At 74.0% G+C, this 25258-nt stretch carries 21 protein-coding genes; 7 read left to right on the forward strand and 14 right to left on the reverse strand.

Annotation, left to right across the window (positions count from 1 at the left end; all coding sequences use genetic code 11):
• Positions 1 to 758: 758 nt before the first annotated feature.
• The 6 genes from cobA to IO39_RS51735 form a co-directional block, all read right to left on the reverse strand.
• Positions 759 to 1991, reverse strand: coding sequence for a uroporphyrinogen-III C-methyltransferase (cobA, locus tag IO39_RS47720; RefSeq protein WP_043640230.1), 1233 nt, complete (start codon positions 1989 to 1991; stop codon positions 759 to 761).
• Between the two features lie 80 nt (positions 1992 to 2071).
• A complete protein-coding gene (gene speB / locus IO39_RS47725) occupies positions 2072 to 3085 on the reverse strand; it encodes an agmatinase (RefSeq protein WP_043640235.1) in 1014 nt (337 codons plus the stop codon).
• Positions 3086 to 3110: 25 nt separating this feature from the next.
• Positions 3111 to 4193 (reverse strand): nicotinate-nucleotide--dimethylbenzimidazole phosphoribosyltransferase, encoded by a 1083-nt coding sequence (gene cobT, locus IO39_RS47730; RefSeq protein WP_043640237.1) that lies wholly within the window; start codon positions 4191 to 4193, stop codon positions 3111 to 3113.
• An 89-nt stretch (positions 4194 to 4282) separates the two neighbouring features.
• Complete coding sequence (locus tag IO39_RS47735) at positions 4283 to 5128, reverse strand: sirohydrochlorin chelatase (protein ID WP_043640240.1); 846 nt, start codon at positions 5126 to 5128, stop codon at positions 4283 to 4285.
• Between the two features lie 70 nt (positions 5129 to 5198).
• A complete protein-coding gene (locus IO39_RS47740; protein WP_043640242.1) occupies positions 5199 to 6377 on the reverse strand; it encodes a bifunctional cobalt-precorrin-7 (C(5))-methyltransferase/cobalt-precorrin-6B (C(15))-methyltransferase in 1179 nt (392 codons plus the stop codon).
• Positions 6378 to 6465: 88 nt separating this feature from the next.
• On the reverse strand, positions 6466 to 7542 hold the full coding sequence (locus IO39_RS51735; RefSeq protein ID WP_052424299.1) for a GNAT family N-acetyltransferase: 1077 nt from the start codon (positions 7540 to 7542) through the stop codon (positions 6466 to 6468).
• 75 nt (positions 7543 to 7617) lie between these two features.
• On the opposite strand from IO39_RS51735, the gene IO39_RS47750 reads away from it, so the two are divergent.
• Complete coding sequence (locus IO39_RS47750; RefSeq protein WP_245642683.1) at positions 7618 to 8028, forward strand: DUF2795 domain-containing protein; 411 nt, start codon at positions 7618 to 7620, stop codon at positions 8026 to 8028.
• A gap of 3 nt (positions 8029 to 8031) precedes the next feature.
• Positions 8032 to 9051, forward strand: a complete 1020-nt coding sequence (locus IO39_RS47755) for a baeRF2 domain-containing protein (protein WP_043640244.1) — start codon at positions 8032 to 8034, stop codon at positions 9049 to 9051.
• A gap of 31 nt (positions 9052 to 9082) precedes the next feature.
• Here IO39_RS47755 and IO39_RS47760 read toward each other — a convergent pair whose 3' ends face one another.
• The 3 genes from IO39_RS47760 to IO39_RS47770 are packed head-to-tail and all read right to left on the reverse strand — an operon-like array spanning position 9083 to position 11758.
• Positions 9083 to 9652, reverse strand: a complete 570-nt coding sequence (locus IO39_RS47760) for a LutC/YkgG family protein (RefSeq protein ID WP_043640246.1) — start codon at positions 9650 to 9652, stop codon at positions 9083 to 9085.
• The gene (locus IO39_RS47765) at positions 9639 to 11030 is read right to left on the reverse strand and encodes a lactate utilization protein B (protein WP_043640247.1); all 1392 of its coding nucleotides are present in this window, start codon (positions 11028 to 11030) and stop codon (positions 9639 to 9641) included. Before IO39_RS47765 ends, IO39_RS47760 begins: the two co-directional genes overlap by 14 nt.
• A complete protein-coding gene (locus IO39_RS47770) occupies positions 11027 to 11758 on the reverse strand; it encodes a (Fe-S)-binding protein (RefSeq protein ID WP_043640249.1) in 732 nt (243 codons plus the stop codon). Before IO39_RS47770 ends, IO39_RS47765 begins: the two co-directional genes overlap by 4 nt.
• A gap of 86 nt (positions 11759 to 11844) precedes the next feature.
• On the opposite strand from IO39_RS47770, the gene IO39_RS47775 reads away from it, so the two are divergent.
• Complete coding sequence (locus IO39_RS47775; RefSeq protein WP_043640250.1) at positions 11845 to 12543, forward strand: FadR/GntR family transcriptional regulator; 699 nt, start codon at positions 11845 to 11847, stop codon at positions 12541 to 12543.
• A 28-nt stretch (positions 12544 to 12571) separates the two neighbouring features.
• Here IO39_RS47775 and IO39_RS47780 read toward each other — a convergent pair whose 3' ends face one another.
• Positions 12572 to 13999: a sulfatase family protein gene (locus tag IO39_RS47780; RefSeq protein ID WP_245642684.1), complete on the reverse strand. Its 1428-nt coding sequence runs from the start codon at positions 13997 to 13999 to the stop codon at positions 12572 to 12574.
• 85 nt (positions 14000 to 14084) lie between these two features.
• Between IO39_RS47780 and IO39_RS47785 the strand changes: the two genes are divergently transcribed.
• Positions 14085 to 15086 carry an LLM class F420-dependent oxidoreductase gene (locus tag IO39_RS47785; protein ID WP_043640254.1) on the forward strand — a complete coding sequence of 334 codons (1002 nt, stop codon included), beginning with the start codon at positions 14085 to 14087 and terminating at the stop codon, positions 15084 to 15086.
• A gap of 82 nt (positions 15087 to 15168) precedes the next feature.
• Here the strand turns inward: IO39_RS47785 and IO39_RS47790 are convergent, their stop codons facing one another.
• Together IO39_RS47790 and IO39_RS47795 are read right to left on the reverse strand one after the other, a co-directional pair.
• On the reverse strand, positions 15169 to 17112 hold the full coding sequence (locus IO39_RS47790) for an FtsX-like permease family protein (RefSeq protein WP_043640257.1): 1944 nt from the start codon (positions 17110 to 17112) through the stop codon (positions 15169 to 15171).
• Complete coding sequence (locus IO39_RS47795; protein ID WP_245642685.1) at positions 17109 to 17948, reverse strand: ABC transporter ATP-binding protein; 840 nt, start codon at positions 17946 to 17948, stop codon at positions 17109 to 17111. Before IO39_RS47795 ends, IO39_RS47790 begins: the two co-directional genes overlap by 4 nt.
• 91 nt (positions 17949 to 18039) lie before the next feature.
• Between IO39_RS47795 and IO39_RS47800 the strand changes: the two genes are divergently transcribed.
• Together IO39_RS47800 and IO39_RS47805 are read left to right on the forward strand one after the other, a co-directional pair.
• On the forward strand, positions 18040 to 18687 hold the full coding sequence (locus IO39_RS47800) for a response regulator (RefSeq protein ID WP_043640259.1): 648 nt from the start codon (positions 18040 to 18042) through the stop codon (positions 18685 to 18687).
• 46 nt (positions 18688 to 18733) lie between these two features.
• Positions 18734 to 19456 (forward strand): DUF4328 domain-containing protein, encoded by a 723-nt coding sequence (locus IO39_RS47805; protein ID WP_043640262.1) that lies wholly within the window; start codon positions 18734 to 18736, stop codon positions 19454 to 19456.
• A gap of 31 nt (positions 19457 to 19487) precedes the next feature.
• On the opposite strand, the gene IO39_RS47810 is transcribed toward IO39_RS47805, so the two are convergent.
• Both IO39_RS47810 and IO39_RS47815 read right to left on the reverse strand, forming a co-directional pair.
• On the reverse strand, positions 19488 to 23159 hold the full coding sequence (locus IO39_RS47810) for a DNA polymerase III subunit alpha (RefSeq protein WP_211267427.1): 3672 nt from the start codon (positions 23157 to 23159) through the stop codon (positions 19488 to 19490).
• On the reverse strand, positions 23159 to 23425 hold the full coding sequence (locus tag IO39_RS47815) for a DUF6504 family protein (protein WP_043640264.1): 267 nt from the start codon (positions 23423 to 23425) through the stop codon (positions 23159 to 23161). Before IO39_RS47815 ends, IO39_RS47810 begins: the two co-directional genes overlap by 1 nt.
• A gap of 196 nt (positions 23426 to 23621) precedes the next feature.
• Here IO39_RS47815 and IO39_RS47820 point away from each other — a divergent pair, with 196 nt between their 5' ends.
• Positions 23622 to 25244 carry a serine/threonine-protein kinase gene (locus tag IO39_RS47820; protein WP_043640267.1) on the forward strand — a complete coding sequence of 541 codons (1623 nt, stop codon included), beginning with the start codon at positions 23622 to 23624 and terminating at the stop codon, positions 25242 to 25244.
• Positions 25245 to 25258: the final 14 nt, after the last annotated feature.

Consider the following 25258-nt stretch of genomic DNA (forward strand, 5'->3'; position numbering starts at 1 on the left):
TTCCGGAGCGCTGTCGGCCTCCGAAGCGCCCTCCGCTTCTGGAGCGCCCTCGGACTCCGGAGCGCCCTCGGACTCCGGCTCGGTGGCGGCCTCAGGCTCCGATACGGCCGAATGCGCAGGGCCGGGTGAAGCCTCGGCGTCGGGCTCTTCGGGGGTCGCCGGAGTGCCGGTGGATGCGGCTTCCGGGGTGTCCGGGGTGGTGGAAGGGCGCGTGGGCCGGGCGGTCGCGGAGGAGTCTGAGGAGAGCGGCGGGTTCTGCGGCTCGGGCTCCGCCGCCGCCTCCGCCCGAGGGGCGGTACGGGCGTCGGGGCCCCCGAGCGCGGCGGGCCTCACGAACAGGGAGGGGCGCTCTGAGGGCCGCTCCGGCTCGTCGAAGCCGGGCGGCGGCCGATGCCCGGGCTCGGGACGGCCGGCCTCCGGCGGGCGCCGCAACACGGCCGGCTTCTCGAAGAGCGAGGGCCTGCGAGCAGGCGGCTCCTCGAAAGGCGCGCGGGAATCGAACAAGCTGGGCGAAGCCGGACCGGCCTCCCGCGAACCGGCGCCCGCCAAGCCGGGCTCGGGCCGGGGCGCGCGGGCCTCCGGCCGGTCGGGGTCGGGCTCGGGTGGGTGACGGGGGGCCGGGTCGGCCGGGTCGTGGGGTGGGCGGGGGGCGCCCCCGGCGGTCTGGGGGGCGCCGGTCAGGTCGTCGTCCGTCACCGGGGGGAAGCTCAGCGTCTGCTCCCCCGGTGACTCCTGCCGCCCGTCATCCATGGCCGTGTTCACGGCAAGCGCTCCGCTCGTACCATCTCGACCTCCTGGCCGACCCGCACGACGTCGCCGACGACGACGATCGCCGGCGGCCGTATCCCAGCCGCGGACACGCGGTCGGCCACGGTGGAAAGCGAAGCGATTACCGCCCGCTGGGTCGGAAGGGTACCGTCCTGTACCACCATTACGGGAGTCTCCGGGGAACGTCCGTCGCGGACGAGGGCCTCGGCCACCTTCGGCAGGCGCTCGACGGCCATCAGCAGCACCAGCGTGCCCTGCGACCGGGCCAGGGCGGGCCAGTCGACGGTCGACCTGGGGTCGTCGGGGGCCACGTGCACCGAGATGACGTGGAACTCCTGGCTCACCCCGCGATGGGTGACCGGCACGCCGGCCGCGGCGGGCACCGCGACGGCGCTGGTGAGGCCGGGCACGACCGTGACGGGGATGCCGGCCTGCGCGCAGGCGATCATCTCCTCGCCGCCCCGCCCGAACACGAACGAGTCGCCGCCCTTGAGCCGGACCACGAACTTGCCCTGCCTGGCGCGGTCGACGAGCAGCTCGTTGATCGTCTCCTGGGACAGGGACCTGCCGTAGGGGACCTTGGCGGCGTCGATGAGCTCGACGTCGGGGGCCAGCTCGTCGAGCAGGGCGCGGGGCGCGAGGCGGTCGGCGACGACCACGTCGGCCTGGGCGAGCAGCTGGCGGCCGCGCACGGTGATGAGGCCGGGGTCGCCGGGGCCGCCGCCCACGAGGGCCACGCCGACGGGCTTGGTGCGGTTGCGCCGGGCGTCGACCGTGCCGTCGCGCAGCGCCTCGACCACCGCGTCCCGGATGCCGGCGGCCCTGCGCGGGTCGCCGCCCGCGGTGACGGCCACGCCGATCTCGTCGACGCGCCCGGTGGCGGGGGTCCAGGCGGCGGAGGCGTCTTTGTCGTCGGCCCGCACGCACCACACGCGCTTGGCCTCCGCCTCGGCGGCGACGGCGGTGTTGACGGACCTGTCGTCGGTGCAGGCCTGTACGAGCCAGGCCCCGTCGCAGTCGCCGACCTCGTAAGGCCGGGCGTGCCACGTGACCCTGCCGGCGGCGATCAGGTCGTCGAGCGCCGGCGTGACGGACGGCGACACGACGGTGACCTCCGCACCGGCCTCTAGCAGCGCGGGAACGCGCCGCTGCGCGACGCGGCCGCCGCCCACGACGAGAACCCGGCGGCCGGAAAGCCGCAGGCCGAGGAGGTAGGGGCCCATGGGGGGAATCTCCCGTTCGCGAAGGTTTGTGTTAAGAGGTAAACCTACCGGCTCCGCATGCGTCGTTTGCTGCGCACGGGTCAACGACCGTCGAGAAGGGGCTGCCGGGGATCCCAGCGAGGCCCGCCCTCATCGTCTTTACGGCGTCTGGCCATCGCTGACAGGGCTTCAAGGATAACCCGGTTCCCGAGGGCGGCGGTGATGTCGGCGTGATCGTACGGCGGCGACACCTCCACCACCTCCATGCCGGCCACCGGCAGCTCGTAGCAGATGCGGCGCACCGCGTCGAGGAGCTGCCTGGCCGTGAGGCCGCCGGGCTCGGGCGTGCCGGTGCCGGGGGCGTGGCCGGGGTCGCAGACGTCGATGTCCACGGACAGGAAGACCTGGTCGCACTCGTCCGTCGCGATCGCGAACGACTCCGTGAGGCATTCGTCGAGCCCGCGGGCCACGATCTCGGTCATCTCGTAGGAGCGCATGTTCTGGCCAGCCATCCAGCCGAGCGTCTCGGGCTCGGGCCAGTAGCCGCGCAGCCCGAGCTGCAGGAACCTGTCGCCGCGGATGGCCCCGGACTCGATGAGCCGCCGCATGGGCTGGCCGTGGCCGTACAGGTGGCCGAAGGAGATGTCGCCGGTGTCGGCGTGCGCGTCGAAGTGGATCATGGAGGTGCGCCCGGGCGCGTACGCCCTGGCCGTGCCGCGCGCGTCCGGCAGCGCCACCGTGTGGTCGCCGCCGAGCACCAGCGGGATCGCCCCCGAGGCGGCCACCCGGTGCACCGCCTCCTCGATGGCGGCCAGCGAGCCCTCGACGTCGCCGGAGTAGCACTCCACGTCACCGGCGTCCAGCACCCGCAGGTCGCGCAGGGCGTCCACGCGCAGCGCCAGGCTGGGCCTGGAGCCGTCGTGCGGCAGGTAGCACGCCTGGCGCAGCGCCATCGGGCCGAACCTGGCGCCCGGCCGGTTCGAGGTGCCGCCGTCGAACGGGGCGCCGATGATCACCACGTCGGCGCCCGCGTAGGTGGCCGGGTCGTTGACGTCACAGCGGCCGACCCCCAGGAACGTGAGGTCGGGGCCGTACATGGGTCCATATCGCGACACTGTTCGCACCTCCAGTGTCACATCATCACACGGACTTTTCGCTCACTCCGGCCGAATCGAACGTGGCCACGTCGTGCATCACGCGCACGGCCGCGCACAGCGTCGGATGCGCCAGCAGGCCGCCGGTGCCCTCGCCGAGCCGTAGCTCCAGGTCCACCAGCGGGCGCAGCCCGAGGTGGGCCAGCGCGGCGGCGTGGCCGGGCTCGGCGGAGCGGTGGCCCGCCACGCAGTGGTCGATCGCGGCCGGGTCGAGCGCGGCCGCCACGAGGGCGGCGGCGCCGGCGATGACGCCGTCGAGGATCACCGGCACGCGCGCCGCCGCGCCCTGGAGGACGAAGCCCGCGATCGCCGCGTGCTCGAACCCGCCGACCGCGGCCAGCGCCCGCAGCGCCTCACCGGGGGCGTCGCCGGAGGGCGGCGCCCCGCCCGTGAGGCCGTTCGCGTCCAGGGCCGCGCGCACGATGCCGACCTTGTGCTCGTACGTCTCGTCGTCGATGCCCGTGCCCCGCCCGGTCACCTCGGCCGGGTCCCTGCCGGTGAAGGCGGAGATCAGCGCGGCGGAGGCGGTGGTGTTGGCGATGCCCATGTCGCCGGTGATCAGGCAGCGCGCCCCCTGGGCCACCAGGTCCCGGGCCACGGCGATGCCCGCCTCCAGGGCCTGTACGGCCTGGTCGGCGGTCATGGCGGGGCCGGCGGACAGGTCGGCGGTGCCGTACGCGACCTTGTGCCGGCGCAGGCCGGGCGCGTCGGGCAGGTCGGCGGCCACGCCGACGTCCACCACGGTCACCGAGGCGCCCACCTGGGCGGCGAAGGCGTTGGCCACGGCGCCGCCCGCCAGGAAGTTGGCGACCATCTGCACCGTGACCTCCTGCGGCCACGGGCTCACGCCGCGCGCGTGCACGCCGTGGTCGGCGGCGAAGATGGCCAGGGCCGCCGGCTCCGGCATGGGCGGCGGGGTGCGGCCCGCCGCGCCGGCCAGGCGTACCGCGATCTCTTCGAGCACGCCGAGCGAGCCGCGGGGCTTGGTGAGGCGGTCCTGGTGGGCACGGGCCTCGGCGAGCGCGACCGGATCGGCCGGGCGGATCGCGGCGAGCGTCTCAGCGAGCACGGCAACCTCCACAGACGTATGAGCGAGCACGACAAACCCCCGCGAACGTATCAGCGAACGCGGCCGGACCGCCCCGAAGGCCCCGGAACCTACGGGACGAGCTGCAGGGCCTCCTCGTAGCGGTCGATCACGACGTCGGCCAGGGGCTCGCAGTCGCCGATCACCTCGGCGCAGCGGATGTCGAGGTCGGGATGCCCCGCCCCGTACGCCAGCGCCTGCGCCCACACCCGCTCCAGCAGGCCCCCCGCGAACAGCAGGTACGGCACCACGATCACCCGCTTGGCCCCCAGGCGGCGGCAGCGTTCGAGCCCGCCGGGCACGCCGGGCGGGGTGACCGACACGAACGCGGTCTCGACGGTCATGAAGTCGTAGGCGTGCGTCTCCCAGAACAGCCGGGAGACCCGGTGGACCTCGGCGTTGGCGACGGGGTCGGTGGAGCCCTCGCCGACCAGGACGACGGCGGTCTCCCCCGGCTCGACGTGCGGGTGCGGGTCCTCGGCGGGCGAGGCGTCGACGGCCCGCAGCCGGGGCCTGGCGCCGGCCAGCTCCAGCGCGCGCGGCCGGGAGATCTCGGTGGCGGCCTCGTTGAGCCGCTCGGCCAGCAGCGCCAGCACGCGCGGGTCGGGGCCGAGGGGGCGGCCGTAGTCGTACATCAGCGTGGGGTGGCGCTGCTGCTCCAGCGCCATCGCGGCGGGGAACTCCTCGCCCACCCTGCTCAGGCTCAGCGGCAGCGCCACGAGCCGGTGGTGCCCCCTGGCGACCAGGGAGGCCACGGAGTCGCTCAGCCGCGGCGTGGCACGCTCCAGATATCCCCCCGAGACGTCGGCGCCCGTCTGGTCGAGGCGGCAGCGGAGGCGGTGGACGAACCTGCCGAACTCCGCGGCGTAGGCGTCATCCTGTGAGCCCTGCCCGATCAGCAGGAGCGGCGGCTTCATTGTGAGGGAGTCTCCGATGTGGCGGACAAAGTCACGCGAGGATAACCGATGTGCGCCCGTGGGGAACAGGTCACGCTGCGCGCACGGGCGTCGCGTGCACCACGAAGACCGGGTCGGAGGCGGTCAGGCGGTGCGAGCCGTCGGGGTTGAGCGTCAGCTTGGAGGCCAGGATCTGGGTGCCCTCGCCACGGTAGCCCTGCTCGCGCAGCCCGTCGAGCACGCCGGCGACCTGCTCGACCGTGTGCATCGCGCACACCAGCGCGCGCGGGCGCCGGGCGGCGCAGGCCATGATCACGTCGAGGCCGCCACCGCCGACGTGGACGGCGTCGGGGTCGGGCAGGGGCTCCAGGGCGGGCGGCGCCTGCCCCCTGGTCAGCGCCACCTTCACGCCGTGGGCCAGCACGTTGCCGCGCAGCCTGGCGCAGCGCTCGGCGTCGCGCTCCACGGCCACCACGGCCGCGCCCAGCCTGGCGCACTCGACGGCGATCTCGCCGACGCCGGCGCCCACGTCCCAGACCAGGTCGCCGAGCCGGGGGCCCAGCTTGGCCAGCACGAACGCCCTGACCTCCGGCGCCATGCCGCCGCCCGCGAAGGGCAGCGCCCACTCGGCCGGCCCCGGCTGCGCGCCCGCCAGCCAGCCCGGCTCCTTCGGCCGGTGGAGCGGGTCGACGACGAGGACCACGTCGGGGTCCTTCCACGGTCTGGTCGTGGCCTCGCCCATGCGGCTGTGGGTGACGCGCTCGTCGGGGCCGCCGAGGTCCTCGCAGACGATGAGGGCGCGCGGCGTGGTCGGTGCCAGCTCCCTGGCGATCTCGGCGGGGCCGACGCCGGGCGCGACCAGCAGGCCGACCTTGGGGTGCGCGCGGCAGGCGTTGACGGCCCGGTTGAGCTGAGCGGGGCCGGACGGGGCGACGATCAGCGCGTCCTCCCAGTTGAGGCCGGCGCAGGCGAAGGCGCGGGTGACGAGCGAGGTGGCCGGCACGACGTCCGGTTCGAGACCGTGCGCCCGCAGGGTGCGTACGACGCCGAAGAAGCCGGGATCGCCCTCCGCGACCACGACCGCGGGCCCCTCGCCGCGCTCCAGATGGCCGTCGAGCGTCTCCAGCAGCGGCCCGTTCGTCACGGTCGCCGCGCCGTGCCTGAGCCGCCCGAGAATGGCGTCGGGCCCCACGACGAGCCTGGCCTCGCCCAGCCGGGCCGCCGCCTTGGCCGAGAGCTCGGAACCGTCCCAGCCGACCACCGTGATCATCGCGCCTCACCGTCCTCACCTCAAGGGTGACGGCTGCGGAGGGCTTGCACAAAGGGTGCGAAGGTCAGTCCGGTGTGCCCCCGGGGCGTCAGGCCAGGTCGGAGGGGATGAGGCTGTAGACGATCAGGTCCTCGCCGCCGAGCGAGGCGCGCGCCACGCCCTCGCGCGCGAAGCCCGCCTTCTCGGCCACCCGGCAGGAGGCGGCGTTGGCCGGGGAGACGCGCAGCTGGAGCCGGGCGAAGCCCTGCCCGAACAGCCAGCGGGCGACGGCCAGCACGGCCTCGCCGGCGTACCCCTTGCCCCTGGCCCAGGGGGCGGTCATGTAGCCGACCTCGGCGCTCATGTTGTTCCAGTCGAGGTCGCGCAGGTCCACGTGCACCGCGTAGCGCCCGCCGGCCTGCTCCTCCGCCGTCCAGGCGGCGCCCGTGCCGCGCGTCCACCTGCGCTCGGCGTTGGCGAGGTGCTGCCGGGCGTGCTCCTCGGTGTAGTCGCGCGGCACCCCCGTGAACGTCTGGGTCAGCGGGTCCGCGCCGGTGGCGGCCAGGTGCGGGACGTCCTGCGGCCGCTGCGGCCGCAGGAGCAGCCGCTCGGTACGCAGCTCCGCGCGCGGCAGGGCGGCGGCGGGCGCCCGGTCGTCGTAGTGCAGCAGGCCGAAGACGACCAGGTCGTACGCGCAGCCGTCGTCCACGACCGCGTCCCGGATCACGCCTTCCCAGGTGAAGCCCGCTTTGTGCGCGACGCGCAGCGAGGCGTGGTTGTCGATCCTGGCGGTCAGGTCGATCCTGCGCAGCCCCGCGGTCTCGAACGCCCACTCCGTCAGCCCGCGCACCGCCTCGGTGGCGTAGCCGCGGCCCCGGTGGAGGGGGTGCACGCCGTACCCGACCTCGGTGGTGCCCGCGCTCCACGAGGTCTTGAACAGGCTGATGGCGCCCACGATGAGGCCGTCGGCGTCCGTCATGGCCAGGTGCACGCCCTGCCCGGTGCGGCACGGCTCGTGCACACGCCGCAGGAGCCAGTCGGCGACGCCCGCGAGCCCGGTGGGCGCGCCCGGAGGGAGGAACCGCGCGCCGGACCGCACGATGGCGCTGACGCGGAGCGCGTCCTGGAGACCGAACGGCCGCAGGGTGAGCCGTTCCGTGACGATGCGCACGTCGGGGTCGAACACGGTGGGCAGGGTACACAGTCGCGATGTTTGCCCACGAAAGCGGGGGTAGGGGCGGAATTGAGGGGAGTGAGATTGATGATGGAACGTGGGAGCGACAAGCACGGGCCCCGCCTCGACGACGAGCAGAAGCACGAGACCGAGGGCATGGTCCGCGGTGGCGGCACGACCCATGCCGAGGAGTGGAAGGAGCCCGAGGCCATGCCGGCACCCGGCGAGGAGTCGCTTCATTCGTACCCGCCCGGTCACGAGCCCGGCGTCCCCGAGGGGATGACCCAGCGTGACGTCGATGTCCGCAGCGACCTGGCCAAGTGGCTGAGCGACACCCACTGGCCCACCTCCAAGCGCGAGCTCCTGGCCCGCGCCCGCCGCGAGGGCGCGCCCGACCCCGTGATCGACATGGTCGAGTCCCTTCCCGAACGCGACTACGTGAACATGGCCGACGTCGCCAAGGCGCTCGGCATCGGCGTGGAGAAGCGGAGGTGGTGAACGGTGCGGCTCGACTTCATCCGGCCGCTGTACGAGCGGCGCGGCCCGTACGCGTCGGTCTATCTGGGCGCGCTCACGGGGCCCGAACGGGAGACCCACTGGCGCAGCGTGCGCGACCGGCTCGCCCAGGCCGACCACGTCGGCAAGGCCACCCTCGACGCACTGGAGGACGAGGCCCTGCGGGCCGCCGCCGGGCGGGCGCTGTTCGCCACGCACGGTGAGGTGGTGCTGGCCGAGTCGCTGCCGGAGGCCCCGTCCGAGCTGGCCGCCTGGACGCCGCTGCCGCACGTCACGCCCATGCTGATACGGCGCGGCGAGAACGTGCCGCACCTGCGGGTGATCGTGGACCACGCCGGGGCCGAGCTGGCCGTGTACGGGGGCGGGTCGCCGCGCAGGAGCATCGTGGAGGCCGCGTCGTGGCCGCTGCAGAAGACGGCGCAGGGCGGCTGGTCGCAGCGGCGCTACGAGAACGCCGTGGAGGGGACCTGGGAGAAGAACGCGATCGCCGTGGCCCAGGAGATCGACGAGCAGGTCCGCAGGATCGGCGCGGAGCTGATCCTGGTGGCGGGCGAGCCGAAGTCGCGCTCGTACCTGCTGCACCATCTCGGCACCAAGGCCGCCGACCGGGTGACGATGGTCGAGCACGGCAGCCGCGAGGACCACGGCCAGTTCGAGAAGGACGTGGAGCGGGCCCTCGACGACTGGCTCGCCCGCCGGCGCGCCGAGCTGCTGGAGCGGCACCAGGAGAGCGACGGTCCCACCGGGATGGCCCGCGTCTCGCACGCCCTGCGCGAGGGCCGGGTGCACGCGCTGCTGCTGCCCGGCGAGCTGCCCGCCCCGGTCTGGATCGGCGAGGGCGGCACGCAGCTCGCCACCGATCAGGGCGAGCTGCGGCGCTGGGGGGTGGCGGACCCGGTCCGGGAGCGTTCGGACTCCGCGCTGGTCAGGGCGGCCGCGATGACGGACGCCGAGCTGTGGTTCACCGACGCGGTCAAGGACGTCGCCGCCGTGCTCAGGTACTGAAGTCCGAAGCTGAGGCGCTGAAGCCCGAAGCTCAGGTACTGATGATCACTTCGAGGGTGCGGGGGCCGTGCACGCCCTCGACCCGGTTCAGCTCGATGTCGCTGGTGGCCGAGGGGCCGCTGATCCAGGTGAGCGGGCGGGCCGGGTCGAGCCGTGCCACGGCCTCCGGCACGCCCGCCACGATCTGGTCGGCCCGCACCACGCACAGGTGGTAGTCGGGGACCAGCGTCTGCGCCCGCGTGCCCTGGCCGGGGCCGTGGTCGAGGACGATGGTGCCGGTCTCGGCGATGGCCACGGCGCAGGTGGTGACCACGCCGTCGGCGGTGTCCAGGTCGTCCCAGCCGCCCGCGCGGCCGAACCCGTCGGGGACGATGACGCGCCGCCCGCCGAGGCACGCGTCGATCTTCGCCGGCACCTCGGCGGCGGGGACGACGTGCACGACCGCCCGATAGTCGTCCACCCGCTCGGCGAACAGCTCCACCAGACCCTCTACCGCGCCCTCCGCCGGCCGCCCCGCCCGGTAACCGCGGGGGATCTCGACGTCCTCCGCGCCGGCCACGGCCCTGCGGACCCTGGCGAGGATCTCCTCACGCGCGCTCATTACGCTCCCACCAGTCTCTGAAGGATTCTTCCGGGATCTCGGGCACGTCCCTGGTGTCGGTCCAGGCCGACAGCGGCCCCGGCAGCCGCTTGGGCACCAGCTTGCGCAGCCGGGTGGCCGCGCGCTGCGCCCTGGCCAGCCGCCGGTGGTCGTTGAAGATCCAGCCGGCCACCTTCATCCCGGCCCGCTCCGCCGCCGCGTGCGGCGCCTTGGCGCGCAGGTCCACCAGGACCTCCGGGATGTCGATGGCCACCGGGCAGACCTCGTAGCAGGCGCCGCAGAGGCTGGAGGCGTACGGCAGCGAGGCGTCCAGCTCCGACGACATGCCGCGCAGCTGCGGGGTGAGGATGGCGCCGATGGGGCCGGGGTAGACCGAGCCGTACGCGTGGCCGCCCGCGCGCTCGTACACCGGGCACACGTTCAGGCAGGCCGAGCAGCGGATGCAGCGCAGCGCCTGGCGGCCGACCTCGTCGGCGAGCACGTCGGTGCGGCCGTTGTCGAGCAGCACCAGGTGGAAGTCCTGGCCCTCGACCGCGCCGGTCCACATGCTCGTGTAGGGGTTCATCCGCTCGCCCGTGGAGCTGCGCGGCAGGAGCTGGAGGAACACCTCCAGATCGCGCCAGGACGGCAGCAGCTTCTCGATCCCGACGACGCTGATCAGAGTCTCGGGCAGGGTCAGGCACATGCGGCCGTTGCCCTCCGACTCCAGCACCACCAGCGTGCCGGTCTCGGCCACCATGAAGTTGGCGCCGGAGATCGCGACCTTGCTGCGCAGGAAGCGTTCGCGCAGGTGGAGCCGGGCCGCCTCGGCGAGGGCGGGCGGGTCGTCGGTCAGGTCGGGCGAGACCCCGGGCATCCTGTCGAGGAAGATCTCGCGGATCTCCGAGCGGTTGCGGTGGATCGCGGGAACCAGGATGTGGCTGGGGAAGTCGTCGCCGAGCTGCACGATCAGCTCGGCCAGGTCGGTCTCGTACGCGGTGATGCCCTGCTCGGCCAGCGCCTGGTTGAGCTCGATCTCCTGGGTGGCCATCGACTTGACCTTGACCACCTCGGTCTCGCCGGTGGCCTTGACCAGGCCGGTGACGATGCGGTTGGCCTCGGCGGCGTCCCTGGCCCAGTGCACGGTGCCGCCGGCCGCCGTGACGGCCGCCTCCAGCCGGATCAGGTAGCGGTCGAGGTTGCGGAGGGTGTGCTCCTTGATCGCCTTGCCGGCCGCGCGGAGCTCCTGCCAGTCGGGCAGCTCGCCGACCACGCTCGCCCGCTTGCCGCGAATGGTGTGCGTGGCCTTGCGGAGGTTGAAGCGGAGCTGCGAGTCATGCACAGCCTTCCGGGAGTTTTCCGGGAAATTTCCTGGCATGCCGAGGAATGTCGCGCTCATTGGGCCTCCTCCGTCGATGCCAGGATCTCGGCCAGGTGCATGGTCCTGACGCCGGTCTTCTGGCGGCTCAGGGTGCCGCCGATGTGCAGCAGGCAGGAGTTGTCGGCCGCGCACAGCACCTCGGCGCCGGTGTCCATGATGCTGCGGGTCTTGTCGGCGCCCATCGCCGCCGAGACGGCCGGGTTCTTCACCGCGAACGTGCCGCCGAAGCCGCAGCACTCCTCGGCCCCGGGCAGCGGCACGAGCTCCAGGCCGCGGACGTTGCGCAGCAGCCTCGTGGGCCGGTCGCCCAGGTGGAGGCCGCGCAGCGAGTGGCACGTCGGGTGGTAGGTCACCCGGTGCGGGAAGTACGCGCCCACGTCCTCGGTCTTCAGCACGTCGATCAGGAACTCCGACAGCTCGTACACCCTCGGCGCGACCTCCGCGATCGCCGCCGCCCCCTTGCTGCCCGGCCTGGCCAGCTTCGGGTACTGCTCGCGCACCATGGCCGCGCACGACCCCGACGGGGCCACGACCGCGTCGTATCCGGCGAACACCTCGGTGAAGTGCCGCGCCAGCCGCACGCCCTCCTCCCGGTAACCGGTGTTGACGTGCATCTGCCCGCAGCACGTCTGGGCGGCGGGGAAGTCGACGTCGCAGCCCAGCCGGCGCAGCAGCGACACGACGGCCTTGCCGGTGCCGGGGAAGAGCGTGTCGTTCACGCACGTGATGAACAGGGCGACTCGCACGGCTCTCCTTCCACGTATGGTCAGACCAATGTATGGTCAGACCATACCTAACCACCCTCGATCCGGCCACTACTCGGGAGGCGTCGTTGGACGGCACCGGCTGGCGTCCCGTCAAGCGCACCCGCACGTTCGAGGACGTGCTCGCGCAGATCGAGCGGCGCATCACCGAGGACGGGCTCACCGCGGGCGACCGGCTGCCCGCCGAGCGGCAGCTCGCCGAGCAGCTCGGCGTCAGCCGCTCCTCGGTCCGCGAGGCCCTGCGCGTGCTGGAGACGCTCGGCGTGGTCTCCTCGCAGGTCGGCCGGGGGCCCGACGCGGGCGCCGTGCTCACCTCGCGCCCCGACTCGGCGCTGACGGACCTGCTCAGGCTGCACCTCGGGCTGGCCGGCCTGGAGATGCGCGAGGTCATCGACGCCCGGCACATGATCGAGCAGTGGGCCGCCGCGCACGCGGCCTCCTCAGGAGCCGACACCTCGGCGCTGGCCGCCGCCCTGGCCGGCATGGACGGGGCGAAGTCGGCCGAGGAGTTCGTCGAGCACGACACGGCCTTCCACTGCGCGATCGCGGACGCCTCGGGCAACCGGTTCATCGCCGCCATCATGCGGTCGCTGCGCGACTCGATGCGGAAATACTCGGTCGAGGCGGTGCGGCGCCTCGGTGACACCTCGGTCCTGCGGGCCGACCACGTGCGCATCCTGGAGGCCGTCGAACGCGGCGACGCCGGCGAGGCGGTGCGGGCCGTCTCCGAGCACCTGGCGCACGCCTACCCCACGCTGTTCCGCTGAGCGGGCCCATGGCGACGGCCGCCGCCCGTCACTCCCGCCGGTCCGCCTGCCGGCATCCCGCGCCCGCGCACGCCGCCATCCCCGCCAGCCGCGCCGCCAGCCCCCGCAGCAGCCCGGGATCGGCGCCGGCCGCCAGGTTGCGCAGCTGGTAGGGGTCGGTGTGCAGGTCGTAGAGCTGGCGCTCGCCCGTCTCGTACTCCACGTACGCGTGCCGCTCCGTGCGCAGGGCCCGGTAGGCGGGCACGGGCGTCTGCCGGGCCGAGGTGCGGTTGGCCGGCCGGGTGAACTCCACCAGCACGTGCCTGCGCCACTGGGACGGCGGGCGCCCGCGCAGCAGCGGCACCAGCGAGCGGCCCTCCGCGAAGGCCGGCACCGTGGCGCCGCCCAGCTCGGCGAACGTGGGCGCCAGGTCGATGGTGGCCCCCAGCTGCGGGATCGTGCCGGCCTTGACCCCGGGGCCGCGCACGACGAGCGGCACCCTGATGGCCTCTTCGTACGGGGTCGTCTTGCCCTGCTTGAGGCGGTGGGTGCCGAGATGGAAGCCGTTGTCGGAGGTGAAGAAGATGTAGGTGTCGTCGAGCTCGCCCGACTCCTCCAGCGCCCGCACCACCGCGCCCACGAGGTCGTCCACCCCGAGCATGGCCCGCAGCCGGCTGCGGTGGCGCTCGTCGATCTCGGCCTCGTCGGCGGGCGTGAGCGGGGGCCTGGAGCGCAGCCAGAGCGGCTCGGCGCTCACGTCGGCCTGGTTGAACGACGGCGTGCGCGGCGCCGTGGCCGACTCGAACGCCTCCTCGTGACGGTAGGCGGGGTTGGCCGGGTTGTGCGGGCCGACCGGGGCCAGGTAGAGGAAGAACGGCTTGTCGCCGGAGCCGGTGATGAAGTCGCGGGCCTTGCGGGCCAGCACGTCGGACAGGTAGTCCTGCTCCTCCCAGCCGTAGTCGAGCACGGTGCCGTTCTCGTTGAGCGCGTAGCCGTACTCCTCGTAGAGCGCGCGCACCGGCACGGCCCAGTCGTCCCAGCCGGGCGGCACGTACGTCTCCGGGGTCGCCTTCCCCGGATAGTGGTTGAGGAACTTGCCCATGAGCGCCGTGCGGTAGCCGGCCTGCCGCATCCAGGTGCCGATCGTGGAGCGTTCCAGCCCCTGCTCGTGGAAGCGCTGGAAGCCACCCTCCGGCGCGGTGTTGGTGAGCACGCCGTGGCTGTGCACGTGCTGGGAGCGCAGGATCGACGCCCTGGACGGGCAGCACCAGGAGTTGGTCACGAAGAAGCGCTCGAACGAGGCGCCCGGGCCCACGAGGTGCTGGGTGATGTTCGGGAAGTTCGGCAGCGTGCCGGCCTCGAGGTCGTCGGCCAGGACGAGGACGATGTTCGGCCGGGAGTCGCCCTCGGCGATCGTGGGCTCGGCCGCCGGCAGCAGAAGCAGCAGGCAGGCGAGTCGACAGAGAGCCTTGAGCACAGAGTGTGACTTCCCCGGCGGATCCACCATTGACACGTCGAGTCATCACCGCCGTAATAGAACTTGATTCCGGAGGTGGCGGCGCATGAAGCTCGGACTGAATCTCGGCTACTGGCAGCGGGGCGCCGACGACGCCACGGAGTCGGTGCTGGCGGCCGAACGGCTCGGCTACGACTCGGTGTGGACGGCCGAGGCGTACGGCAGCGACGTGTTCACCCCGCTGGCCTGGTACGGCGCGCGGACGACCCGCATCAAGCTGGGCACCTCGATCGCGCAGATGTCGGCCAGGCCTCCGGTCACGACGGCGATGACCGCCATGACGCTCGACCACCTCACCGGCGGCCGGCTGCTGCTCGGCATCGGCGCCTCCGGCCCGCAGGTCGTCGAGGGCTGGTACGGCCAGCCGTTCGCCAGGCCGCTGGCCAGGACCCGCGAGTACATCGACATCATGCGCCAGGTGTGGCGCCGCGAGAAGCCGGTGACCAGCGACGGCGCGCACTATCCGCTGCCGCTGCCGGGCGGGCTGGGCAAGCCGCTCAAGTCCATCACCCACCCGCTCCGCCCCGACATCCCCATCTATCTCGGGGCGGAGGGGCCGAAGAACGTCGCCCTGGCGGCGGAGGTGGCGCAGGGCTGGCTGCCGCTGTTCGCCTTCCCGGAGAAGATCGCGGAGATGTACGGCGACGCGCTCGCGGCCGCGCCCCCCGATTTCGACGTGGCCGCCATGGTACTGGTGGTGATCTCCGACGACGTCCGGGCGGCGCTGGACGGCGTGAAGACGATGCTGACGTTGTACATCGGCGGCATGGGCGCCAGGCAGCGCAACTTCCACGCCGACATCATCGGGCGGATGGGCTACGCCGAGGCCGCCGCGCACATCCAGTCGCTCTATCTGGCCGGGCGCAAGGACGAGGCGTTCCGGGCGATCCCCGACGAGCTGGCCGACGGCATCTCGCTCGTCGGCCCGCCCGGCCGGATCAAGGAGCGGCTGGAGGCGTGGCACCGCAGCCCCGTCACGAGCCTGCTGGTGATGGGGGTGCGGGACGAGCCGTCGCTCAAGCTCGTCCGCGACCTCGTGCTCGGCTGAGCCTGACGGCGCGGGCCTGACGGCGCGGGCCAGTCCGGCGGGTGCCGGCGGGCCGGTCAGTCGGGCCGGTCAGTCGGGCCGGTCAGTCGGGCCGGGGGGCCGGGTCGGCGGTGACCGCGCGCAGGAGCGGGCGGCTCAGCGCGCCCGCGCCGATCACGCCGGCGAAGCCCAGCACGACGCAGCCTCCCAGGGTGGCCATCCCGACCGCGTTCACCCCGCCGATCATGAACGGGATCGCGCAGAACGCCCCCACGAGGATCGCCCCGCCGCCCATCACGGCCAGCGGGATGAGCGTCTCGGCCCGCCGGGCCCGGTCGAGCGTCTCCAGCGGCGTGCCCGCCAGGCGCAGCAGCGCGTACGTCTGCCGCCTGTCCAGCACCGACGACGTGGCGGTGATCCCCGAGCTGGCGATGGCCACCAGGAACGACACCGACAGCACCACGATCGTGCCCACGCGCACGTCGGCCAGGACCTCGATGCCGAAACGCTGATCGTCGGTCTTGGTGGTGGGCGTGCGGCCGGGCACGAGCCCGGCGAGCGCGGTCCTGGCCCGGTCCAGGGCGGCCACGCCGGGCGTGCCGTGCAGGGTGGCGACCACGACGCCGTTCGCGGCGGTCTTCACGGTCGCCTGCACGTCCGCCGCGCCCAGCCGTTCGCGGGCCCGGCCGGCCACCTCCTCCGCCTGACCGGCGGGCGCGGTGACGCGGAGCGCGGGCGGTCCCGCCGCGCCCTCGTCGAACGCGGCCGGGCTGAGCAGGCCGAGGAAGCCCGCCACGAACCCGGTCAGCGCCACGCCACTCACCGTCCGCCAGGCCGAGCGGGGGTCGTCCACGAGCCGGCGGCCGGCCAGCAGCCGGGCGGGGCCGCGCGCGCTCGCCGCCGTGATCCGGCCGATCACGCCGACCACCCACGGGCCCGCCAGGTTCACGCACAGGAACGCCAGCGCGAGCGCCACCACGACGACCGTGACGCTGGTGTTCTGGCTCAGCATCGGGAACGCGGCCAGCACCGCGATCAGGGCGAGCACCCGCACGAAGCGCATGGCGGGCGGCGTCTCGCGCTTGGCCACGCCGAGCGGGCTCACCACCACCCGCCGCAGGCCGGCCACCGCCGACAGCCCCACCAGCAGCGGCACCGCCACCAGCACCCCGGCCAGGACGAGCGGAGGCGGGAACAGGTCCCCGGCGAACCACGGCCCGCCCTGCATCTGGATCCCGGCCAGCAGCGGCACGCAGAGCGCGAAGACCGCGGTGCCGACGAGCGCGCCGGCCAGCGCGACGATCACCGCCTCCGCCACGGTCATGGCCACGACCTGCCCCGGCGTGGCCCCGACCAGCCGCAGCGCGGCCAGCCGCTGGTCGCGCCTGGCCACCGTGAGCCGGGCCGCCGCGCCGCCGAAGACCAGCAGCGGCACCACCATGAGCACGCTGGCGATGGCCGAGAGCACCTGGTACGCCTCCGCGTCCTCGCTCGGCTCCCCGGCCAGGCTCGCGACCTTGACGGGCGGCTTGGCGATGATCCAGTCCTCGCTGCGCTGGGCGGTCATCGCCGGGGCGTCCGGCGCGTGGCCGACGACCGCGACGAGCTCGCCGGGGTGGACGAGCGCCGCGTCGCCGAGCACGCCCTCCGGGCCGGGGTAGCGGTCGGCCAGCTCGCCGGCGGGAAGCTCCCTGGCCAGCGCGGCCAGGGCCGGGGAGAGCCACACCTCGCCGGGCGCGGGGAAGCGGGGCAGGCCGGGCGGCGGGGCCGGGCTCTCGCCGGGCAACGCGGCCAGGTCGATGACGGTGATGGCCCGGTCGCGGACGAAGTCGTAGCGGGAGGCCTCGACGGCCACCGCGCCGGAGGCGGCGGGGACCGGGTTGCGCCAGGCGGTGCGCTCGGCCCTGGCGCCGAAGGCGAAGTTCGCGGCCACGGCGAACAGCAGCAGCGCGGTGGCCACCGCGACCGCGCCCAGGGTGAGCCAGGTGCCGAGCAGGCCGCGGCGGCCGCCGCCCTTGAGCAGGCGCCAGGTCAGGTCGAGGTTCACGCGCGCGTCCCGTCCTTCGGCCCGTGCACGGCCTCCCCGCCGGGGTGGGGCCTTGCTGGATGTGGCCCTGCGGGGTGGGGCCCTGCGGCGTGGGGTCCTGCGGCGTGGGGTCCTGCGGCGTGGGGTCCTGCGGCGTGGGGTCCTGCGGGGTGGGGTCCTGCGGGGTGGGGCGCGCCTGCCAGGAGGTGGCCGTCCCGGACCTCGACCGTGCGGTCGCACCAGGCGGCCACGTTCGGGTCGTGGGTGACCACGATCAGGCTGGCGTCGTTGTGCTTGGTGGCCTCCACGAGCAGCCGCATCGTCTCCTGCCCGGTCTGCTGGTCGAGCGCCCCCGTGGGCTCGTCGGCGAAGACCACGGCCGGCCTGCTGACCAGCGCCCTGGCGATGGCCACCCGCTGCGCCTGCCCGCCGGACAGCTCGCCCGGCCGCCTGGCCTCCATGGAGTGCAGGCCGAGCGGGGCGAACCACTCGCGCGCCCGCCGTACGGCCTGGGCCCGCGGCACCCCGCCCAGCATGAGCGGCAGCGCCACGTTCTCCTCGGCGGGCAGCTCGGGCAGGAGCTGGCCGAACTGGAAGACGAAGCCGAACCGCGTGCGGCGCAGCGCGCTGCGCTTGCGCTCGCCCATGGCGTCGATCCGCCGGCCGAGCAGGTGCACCTCGCCTCCGTCCGGCTTCATGATGCCGGCCAGGCAGTGCAGCAGCGTCGACTTGCCCGAACCGCTCGGCCCCATGATCGCCACGGCTTCGCCGGCGCGTACCGCGATGTCCACGCCGCCGAGGGCGACCGTCTGCCCGAACCTCTTGGCCAGGGCTCGTCCAACAAGCACGTCGTTCATGCCGTCCAGGCTCTCGCCGGGAGGGGTGCCGGAGGATCGGCCGTGCGTCCATTCGCCCTCGGCCGAACGGCCGATCCCTAGAGTTGGGGCCGTGACTATTCGGGTTCTCATCGCCGACGACCAGCAACTGGTGCGCACCGGCTTCCAGATGATTTTGGACGCTCAACCGGACATGGAGGTCGTCGCCGCCGTCGCTGACGGGGCCGAGGCCGTGTCGGAGGCACGGCGGCTGCGGCCGGACGTGTGCCTGCTCGACATCAGGATGCCCAAGCTCGACGGGCTGGAGGTGACCCGCGCGCTGGCCGGCCCCGGCGTGGAGAACCCGCTGCGGGTGGTCATCGTCACCACGTTCGACCTGGACGAGTACGTCTACGGCGCGCTGCGCTCGGGAGCCACCGGCTTCCTGCTCAAGGACAGCGGCCCCACGCTGCTCATCGAGGCGGTCAGGGCCGCGGCGGCGGGCGACGCGCTGGTCTCGCCGTCGGTCACCGTGCGGCTGCTGCAGCACCTGGCCGCGCCCCGCCGGACCATGCTGCCGGTCAACGACCCGCTGACCGACCGGGAGCTGGACGTCGTGCGGCTGGTGGCCAAGGGGCGGACGAACCAGGAGGTGGCCGCGGAGCTGTTCGTGTCGCTGTCGACGGTCAAGACGCACCTGGGCAGCATCATGGCCAAGCTCGGTGTCCGCAATCGAGTTGAAATCGCAGCTTGGGCGTGGGAATCCGGCGTGGTGAGCTGATTAACAGCGGGGCTGCCGGGATACAAGTGAATCAGAAGCTCAGCGCATGGCCCGGGGGGAGAACAACGTGCGCTACACCCAGGCATCGCCCACCAGAGCCGCCTCCGCCGTCTACGTGACGCTCACCGCCCAGGTCCTCTCCCTCGGCGCCCTCGTGATCTTCGAGCTGTCCCGCGGCCGGCGGCTCGCCGCGGAGCTCGCCGCGTTCGGCGGCCGGCCCCAGGGGGCCGACGCGGAGGCCGTGGTGGGTGCGGTGACGACGTTCGCGGTGCTGATGATGCTGGTGGCGGGCACCACGGTGGCCGCCGCTGCCGCCTACGTGACCTGGCTGGTGCGGGCCAGGCAGGCCAACGACCGCTCGGCCGCGACGGGCCCGGTGGCGGCGGCCTGGCTGCTGCCCGTGGTCAACCTGGTCGCGCCCGCGGTGCTGGTCGACGAGGTGTGGCGGGGCGCCCGGCCGCCGGCGGGCCGCCGGGGGCGGTGGCTGGCGCTGCTGACGGGGTGGTGGCTGAGCTGGCTGGCCACGCTGGCGCTCGTGACGATCAGGCTGCCGCTCGACGCCTCGGCCGGCGACCTGACGGGGGTGGGGGTGCCGGAGCTGGCGTGCGCGGCGCTGGCGGCCCTGCTGTGCGCGGCGACCGTACGCGAGCTGACCCGGCTGCAGCGGTGCGGCCGGTCGGTCTGGGCCACCGAGCCCAGCCCGGTGCGCGCCTTCTCCCCCCGGCCCCGCCCGGCCCCGGGCTCCACGGCGATGGGCCGCACGAGCTGACCCTCCCGGCGCGCACCGGCCGCCGGCACGATCAGGCGGCCGTCGGGCCCGAGCTGCCCGGGCTGGCGTGCCAGAGCCGCCCCGGCGGGGTGGCGGTGACGGCCGGGCCGAGGTCCGCGTAGGGCGACAGGCGGAAGCCGTTGGCGTACTCGATCCTGCCGCCCCCGACGCCCGCCGGCTCCTCCGGCGCCCGGTCGATGACGGCGCGGACCGCCTCGATGCCGCGGGAGCGCCAGAGGGCGTCGAGGTCGGCCAGGTTCCAGCAGTCGAGCGCCCGCATCGACACCGCCCGCGCCCCCGTGCGCCTGACCACTCCCCTGGCCAGCATCAGCCACGACCCGAACACGACCGACGCGCACCTGCCCTGCACCGACTCGAAGAACGTCAGGTCGATCGGCCCGGTCGAGTCGTCGAGCGTGGCGAAGATGACGCGCCGGCCCGAGCGCACGGCCGGCGTCTGGGTCGCCACCTTGACCCCGGCGACCAGGATCTCCGTCCCGTTGCGCCGGGAGAGCAGGTCTTTGGAGCGCACCACCCCCAGGGCGTCGAGCAGCTCGTCGTGGAAGCTGATGATGTGCCGGCTGACGTCGATGCCGAGGATCTCCAGCTCGGCCTCGACCATCTCCGTCTCCGTCATCTCGGGCAGCTCCCCCGGCGGCAGTCGCTCGCCGAACCCGAGCGGCAACTGCACCGCCGGAGGAGCCGCGGCCCCGGTCTCCCGCTGAGCGGACAGGTCCAGGTGCGAGCTGTAGCGCCGCGACTTGCGCGGGCCGGCCCGCACGCCGATCGCCGAGGCCCGGTCGAGCGCGCCCACCTGGGCGATCAGGTCGCGGCGGGTCAGCTCGCCGGGCCGCCAGCGGGGCCCGCCCGGGTGCAGGTCGTGCAGCGCGTCCAGGCCGCCGACCTGGACGATCCGCTCGATGGTGGGCCGCGAGGGCCGGGCGCGGTCCCAGAAGTCGGCCAGCGACGTGTACGGCTGCCCGGCCACCATGCGCTCGACCTCGGCCTCGCTCACGCCCTTGATCGCCGAGAAGGGCACCCGCAGCGCGTATCCCCTGCCGATATCGCCGGCCTTGAACTCCCTGCGCACGCGCGGCCCGGCGCCCTCGACGTCGGCCGGGCGCACGCGCACCCGGACGCGCGGCCCGAGCCGCTCCACCCGCCAGTCCTTGCCGGACTTGTTGATGTCCAGCGGCAGGATCTTCACCCCGCACTGCCGGGCCTCGTCGATGATGACCCGCGGCGGGTACATGCCGGGCTCGTGCGTGAGCACCCCGGCGAAGAACGCCGCCGCGTGGTGCCGCTTGAGCCAGGCCGACTGGTAGGTGGGCAGCGCGAACGCCGCCGCGTGCGCCTTGCAGAACCCGAACGAGCCGAACGCGTCGAGCACCTGCCAGGCCCGCTCGACGGCCGCGTCGTCGAAGCCGTTGGCCCTGGCCAGCGGGACGAACGCGCGGCGCACCCGCTCGCGCCCCTCCGGCGTGTCGAGCGTGCGCCGCAACATCTCGGCGTAGGACAGGTCGCGCCCGGTCATCACCGAGATGACCTTCAGCACCTGCTCGTGGAAGACCACGACGCCGTGCGTCTCCTTCAGCGCCTCCCGCAGCCGCTCGTGCGGATAGTACGGCTGCCGCCACCCGTGCCTGGCCTCCAGGTAGGGGGTGACCATGTCGGAGTTGACCGGCCCCGGCCGGAACAGCGAGATGTCCACGATCAGGTCGTGCATCCTGCGCGGCTCCAGCTTGGCCACCAGCTCGCGCTGGCCGGGCGACTCGATCTGGAAGCAGCCCAGGGTGCGGGCGGCGCAGATCATGTCGTAGGTGTCCTGATCGTCGTGCGGCACGTACTGGACGCCGGGGTCGTCGCCCCGCTGGGCGTCCAGCTCGACCACGACGTCGTCCACGCGCTTGATCTCGCCCAGCGCGTACGCCAGGGCGGACTGCATGCGCACGCCCAGCACGTCGAGCTTGAGCAGCCCGGCCTCCTCCACGTCGTCCTTGTCGAACTGCGACATGGGGAACTCCAGCAGGCTGCGCTCCACCGGCGTGCGGTCGCGCAGCCCCGCGTTGCCGATCAGCACCCCGCACGGGTGCAGCGCGATGTGCCGGGGCAGGCCGTCGAGCCGCTCCGCCAGCCGGAACACCCGGCCGAGCCCGGCCTCGCCGAGCCGGCTGTCGCGCAGCTCGGGCAGATCCTCCAGGGACGCGGTGATCTGCCTGGCCCTGATGTGGGGGAACGCCTTGGCGATGGCGTCGATCTCGTGCGGCGGCAGGCCCATCGCCCCGGCGACGTCGCGGATGGCGCTGCGCGCCCGGTAGGTCTCCATCATGGACACGCAGGCCACGCGGGACTCGCCGTAGAGTTCGAAGATGGCCTGGTAGCAGTCGAGGCGGCGGGCCGACTCGACGTCGATGTCGATGTCGGGCAGCCCGACGCGACCCTCGGACAGGAAGCGCTCCATGAGCAGGCCGTGGTCGAGCGGGTTCACCTCGCCGATGCCGATGAGGTAGTTGACCAGGCTGCCCGCGCCGGAGCCGCGGATGGCGCAGCGGACGCCCATGCCGCGGATCATGTCGGTGATGCCGGCCACGGCGACGAAGTAGCCCGACAGGCGCTTGCGCTCGATGATGGCCAGCTCGTCGCGCACGCGCTCCCTGGCCTCGCCCGAGCGGTCGAGGCCGCGCCTGGCCAGGCCGTCCTCGACCCGGTGGCGCAGCAGCGGCACGGGGTCGCGGCCGATCTCCGGCAGGTGCAGGCCGGGCGGGTCGTTGCGGAGCGCGAGCAGGTCGAGCGGCTCCATCGCGCACGCCTCGGCCAGCCGCCTGGTGGTGCGCAGCAGCCGCGCCACCCGCTCCTGGTCGCCGCCGCACACCTTGGCCGCCACCTGCCACATCTCCTTGGTGCTCTTGAGGTAGGCGTGGGAGGTCGTGCGGTCGAGGTGGCGCGGGTGCAGCGGGACGAGCCGGCGGGCCGCGTCGAGCACGTCGCCCACCTGGTGGTCGGCGGGGTCGAGGTAGCGCACGGCGTTGGTCAGCACGACCGGCACGCCCATGGACTCGGCCAGGCCGAGCATGCGCACGGCCGTGATGGCGTCGCGGAAGCCGTACTGGTCGACCAGCTCGACCACCACGCCGGGCACCGCGGCCCGCCACAGGCCCAGCAGGGTCCTGGCGTGCTCGTCGCGCCGCTCGGCCACCGCGCGGCCCACGTCGGACCTGGGCCCGAGCAGCACCACGAGCCCGTCCTCGGCGCCGATCCCGTGCGCGCCTGGGCCGCCCGCCCACTCGCCGGCCAGCTCGCGGGTCACCTTGGGCGCGCCCCGCTCCCCGGCGTGGTGCGCGGCCGTGACCAGGCGGCACAGGCGCGCCCAGCCCTTGCCGCGGGCCAGCACCGTGACGCGCTCCTCGGCGTCGGGGCCCGGCCGGTGGCGCGCCCCGGAGCGGGGCGCGCGGAACCCCGGCACCGGCGCGAAGGCCGCGGCGGGGACGTCGAGCGCCAGGTCCACGCCGACCACCGGCGCAATCCCGGCGTCGGCGCACGCCTGGACGTGTTTGACCGCGCCGTAGAGGCCGTCGCGGTCGGTCAGCGCGAGGATGTCCATCCCGTGCTCGGCGGCCCGGTCCACCAGCGCTCGCGGGAAGGCGGTGCCGTAGCGCATCGAGTAGGCGGAGCTCACATGGAGGTGGGGGAACGGGGGCGCCATCAGTCCCACGCCCTCAGCAGCAGCCAGCCGTTGCTGGCGGTGTCGTAACGCAGCTCGTAGGAGCCCGTCTCGCGGCCGGGGCTGGCCTCCACGCGCCAGAACTGGCGCTCACCGGGGTCGCCCTCGCCGGTCTTCCACCACTCGCGCGCGACCACCCAGTAGTCGAGGACCCGGCGGACGAGGTAGAGCCGGTCACGCCAGACGAACTGGGTCGGCTCCCCGTCTCGGGTCCACACCTCTATCGGATCGCCATAGAGTCTGCTCAAGACGCTTCTCCCCGCGGCTCTGGATCGGATGCTGAGCCACCCGGGGGAAGACGGGCGCTTACGACTCGAACATATGTTCTCCGGCGTCGAAACGCAAGTCGCCGGAAGGGCCGGCGGGCGGCGCGCCCCCTTCGCGTGCGCGTGTCCCGGCCTCACATCCGCGGCGATACTCGCTGTGTCGGTAAGCTAACGCGACGTGAGCGGTGAAACCTCCCACATCGGGCGCTACAGGCTGCTCAGCGTGCTGGGACGCGGCGGGATGGGCACGGTCCATCTCGCGGAGGACCCTGCCGGGCAACGCGTCGCCGTCAAGGTCATCAATCCCGAGCTGACCCAGCACGAGCAGTTCCGCATGCGCTTCCGCAGGGAGGCCGACGCGGCGCAGCGGGTGCGCCGGTTCTGCACGGCCGCCGTCATCGAGGCCGCGCTCGACGGCGACCAGCTCTACGTCGTCACCGAGTACGTGCCCGGCCCCAACCTGGAGGAGGCCGTCAACCAGTCCGGCCCGCTGCGCGGCTCCAGCCTCGACGCGCTGGCCGTCAGCGTGGCCACCGCCCTCACCGCCATCCACGGCGCCGGGGTCGTGCACAGGGACCTGAAGCCGTCGAACGTGCTGCTGTCGCCCGTCGGCCCCCGGGTGATCGACTTCGGCATCGCGCGGGCGCTCGACACGCTGGCCGGCGTCACGGGCACCGGCGAGATCGTCGGCACCCCCCGCTACATGGCGCCCGAGGTGCTGCGGGGCGATCCGGTCTCCCCCGCCTGCGACGTGTTCTCGTGGGGCTGCCTGGTGGCGTTCGCGGCCAGCGGGCGGGCGCCGTTCTCCGGGGAGACGCTGCCGACGGTCCTGTACCAGGTGCTCAACACCGAGCCCAACCTCGAAGCCATCGAGCCCGGCCTGCGCGAGCCGGTCGCGGCGGCGCTGCGCAAGGACCCGGCCGCCCGGCCCACCGCGCAGCAACTGCTCGACCAGCTCGTCGGGCGGTCCGCGGCGCCGGAGCGGGCGGCGCACACCGTGCGGCTGGCCTGGCAGGACGCGACGCTCACCTACGCCGGCCCGCCGCCCGTCGCCAGGTGGCGCCGGTTCCGGCTGTACACGGCCGCCGCCGTCGCCGCGGCCGTGCTGGTGGCGGGAGGCGTCGTCGCCTGGGTCAGGCTCTCACCGGGCGGGCCGCCCGACCTGGGCGTGCTCTACGCCGACGACTTCACGCAGACCTCCGGCGGCTGGGACGGCATCTACGACCCCGAACAGGTGGGCGGCTACGGCTACCGCCCCGACGGGACGTACGGGCTGGAGGTCGAGAGCGGCGAGGAGGAGCAGTCGAGCCGGGCGCCCGCGCCGTTCCTGATCGGCAGGCCGGCGGGCACGCCGGAGCCGTCGGCCGCGCCCGCGCCGGCGATGCCCCCGACCGTGGTCGTCTCCGTCACCGCCGCCGTCGAGCGGAGCGCGGGAAGCGGCGGCGAGTACGGCCTCTACTGCCGCAACGCCGCCGAGGGGACCTACTACGAGTTCGCCCTCGACACCCGGGGGCAGGCCAGGATCCGGCGGGTCCTCGACGGGGCGGGCAGCACGGTGGCCGCGCCCGTCAAGGTGGCCGGGCCGCCGGGGCGGGCGCGCGTCACGGCGTCCTGCGAGCAGCGGGGGGCGGCCGTGCGGCTGACCATGTGGGTGAACGGCCGGCAGGTGCACCAGGTGGAGGATCCCGACGGGATCGGCAGCGGGTACATCGGGTTGTTCGCACGCACGGCCGAGGACGGCCGGTCGATGCTGCGGGCGATGTTCGACGACTTCGAGCTCCGCGGCCCCAAGGACCCCTGACCGCACCCCGCCTC

It is taken from the genome of Nonomuraea candida (genome assembly GCF_000725485.1).
GTDB lineage: Bacteria > Actinomycetota > Actinomycetes > Streptosporangiales > Streptosporangiaceae > Nonomuraea > Nonomuraea candida.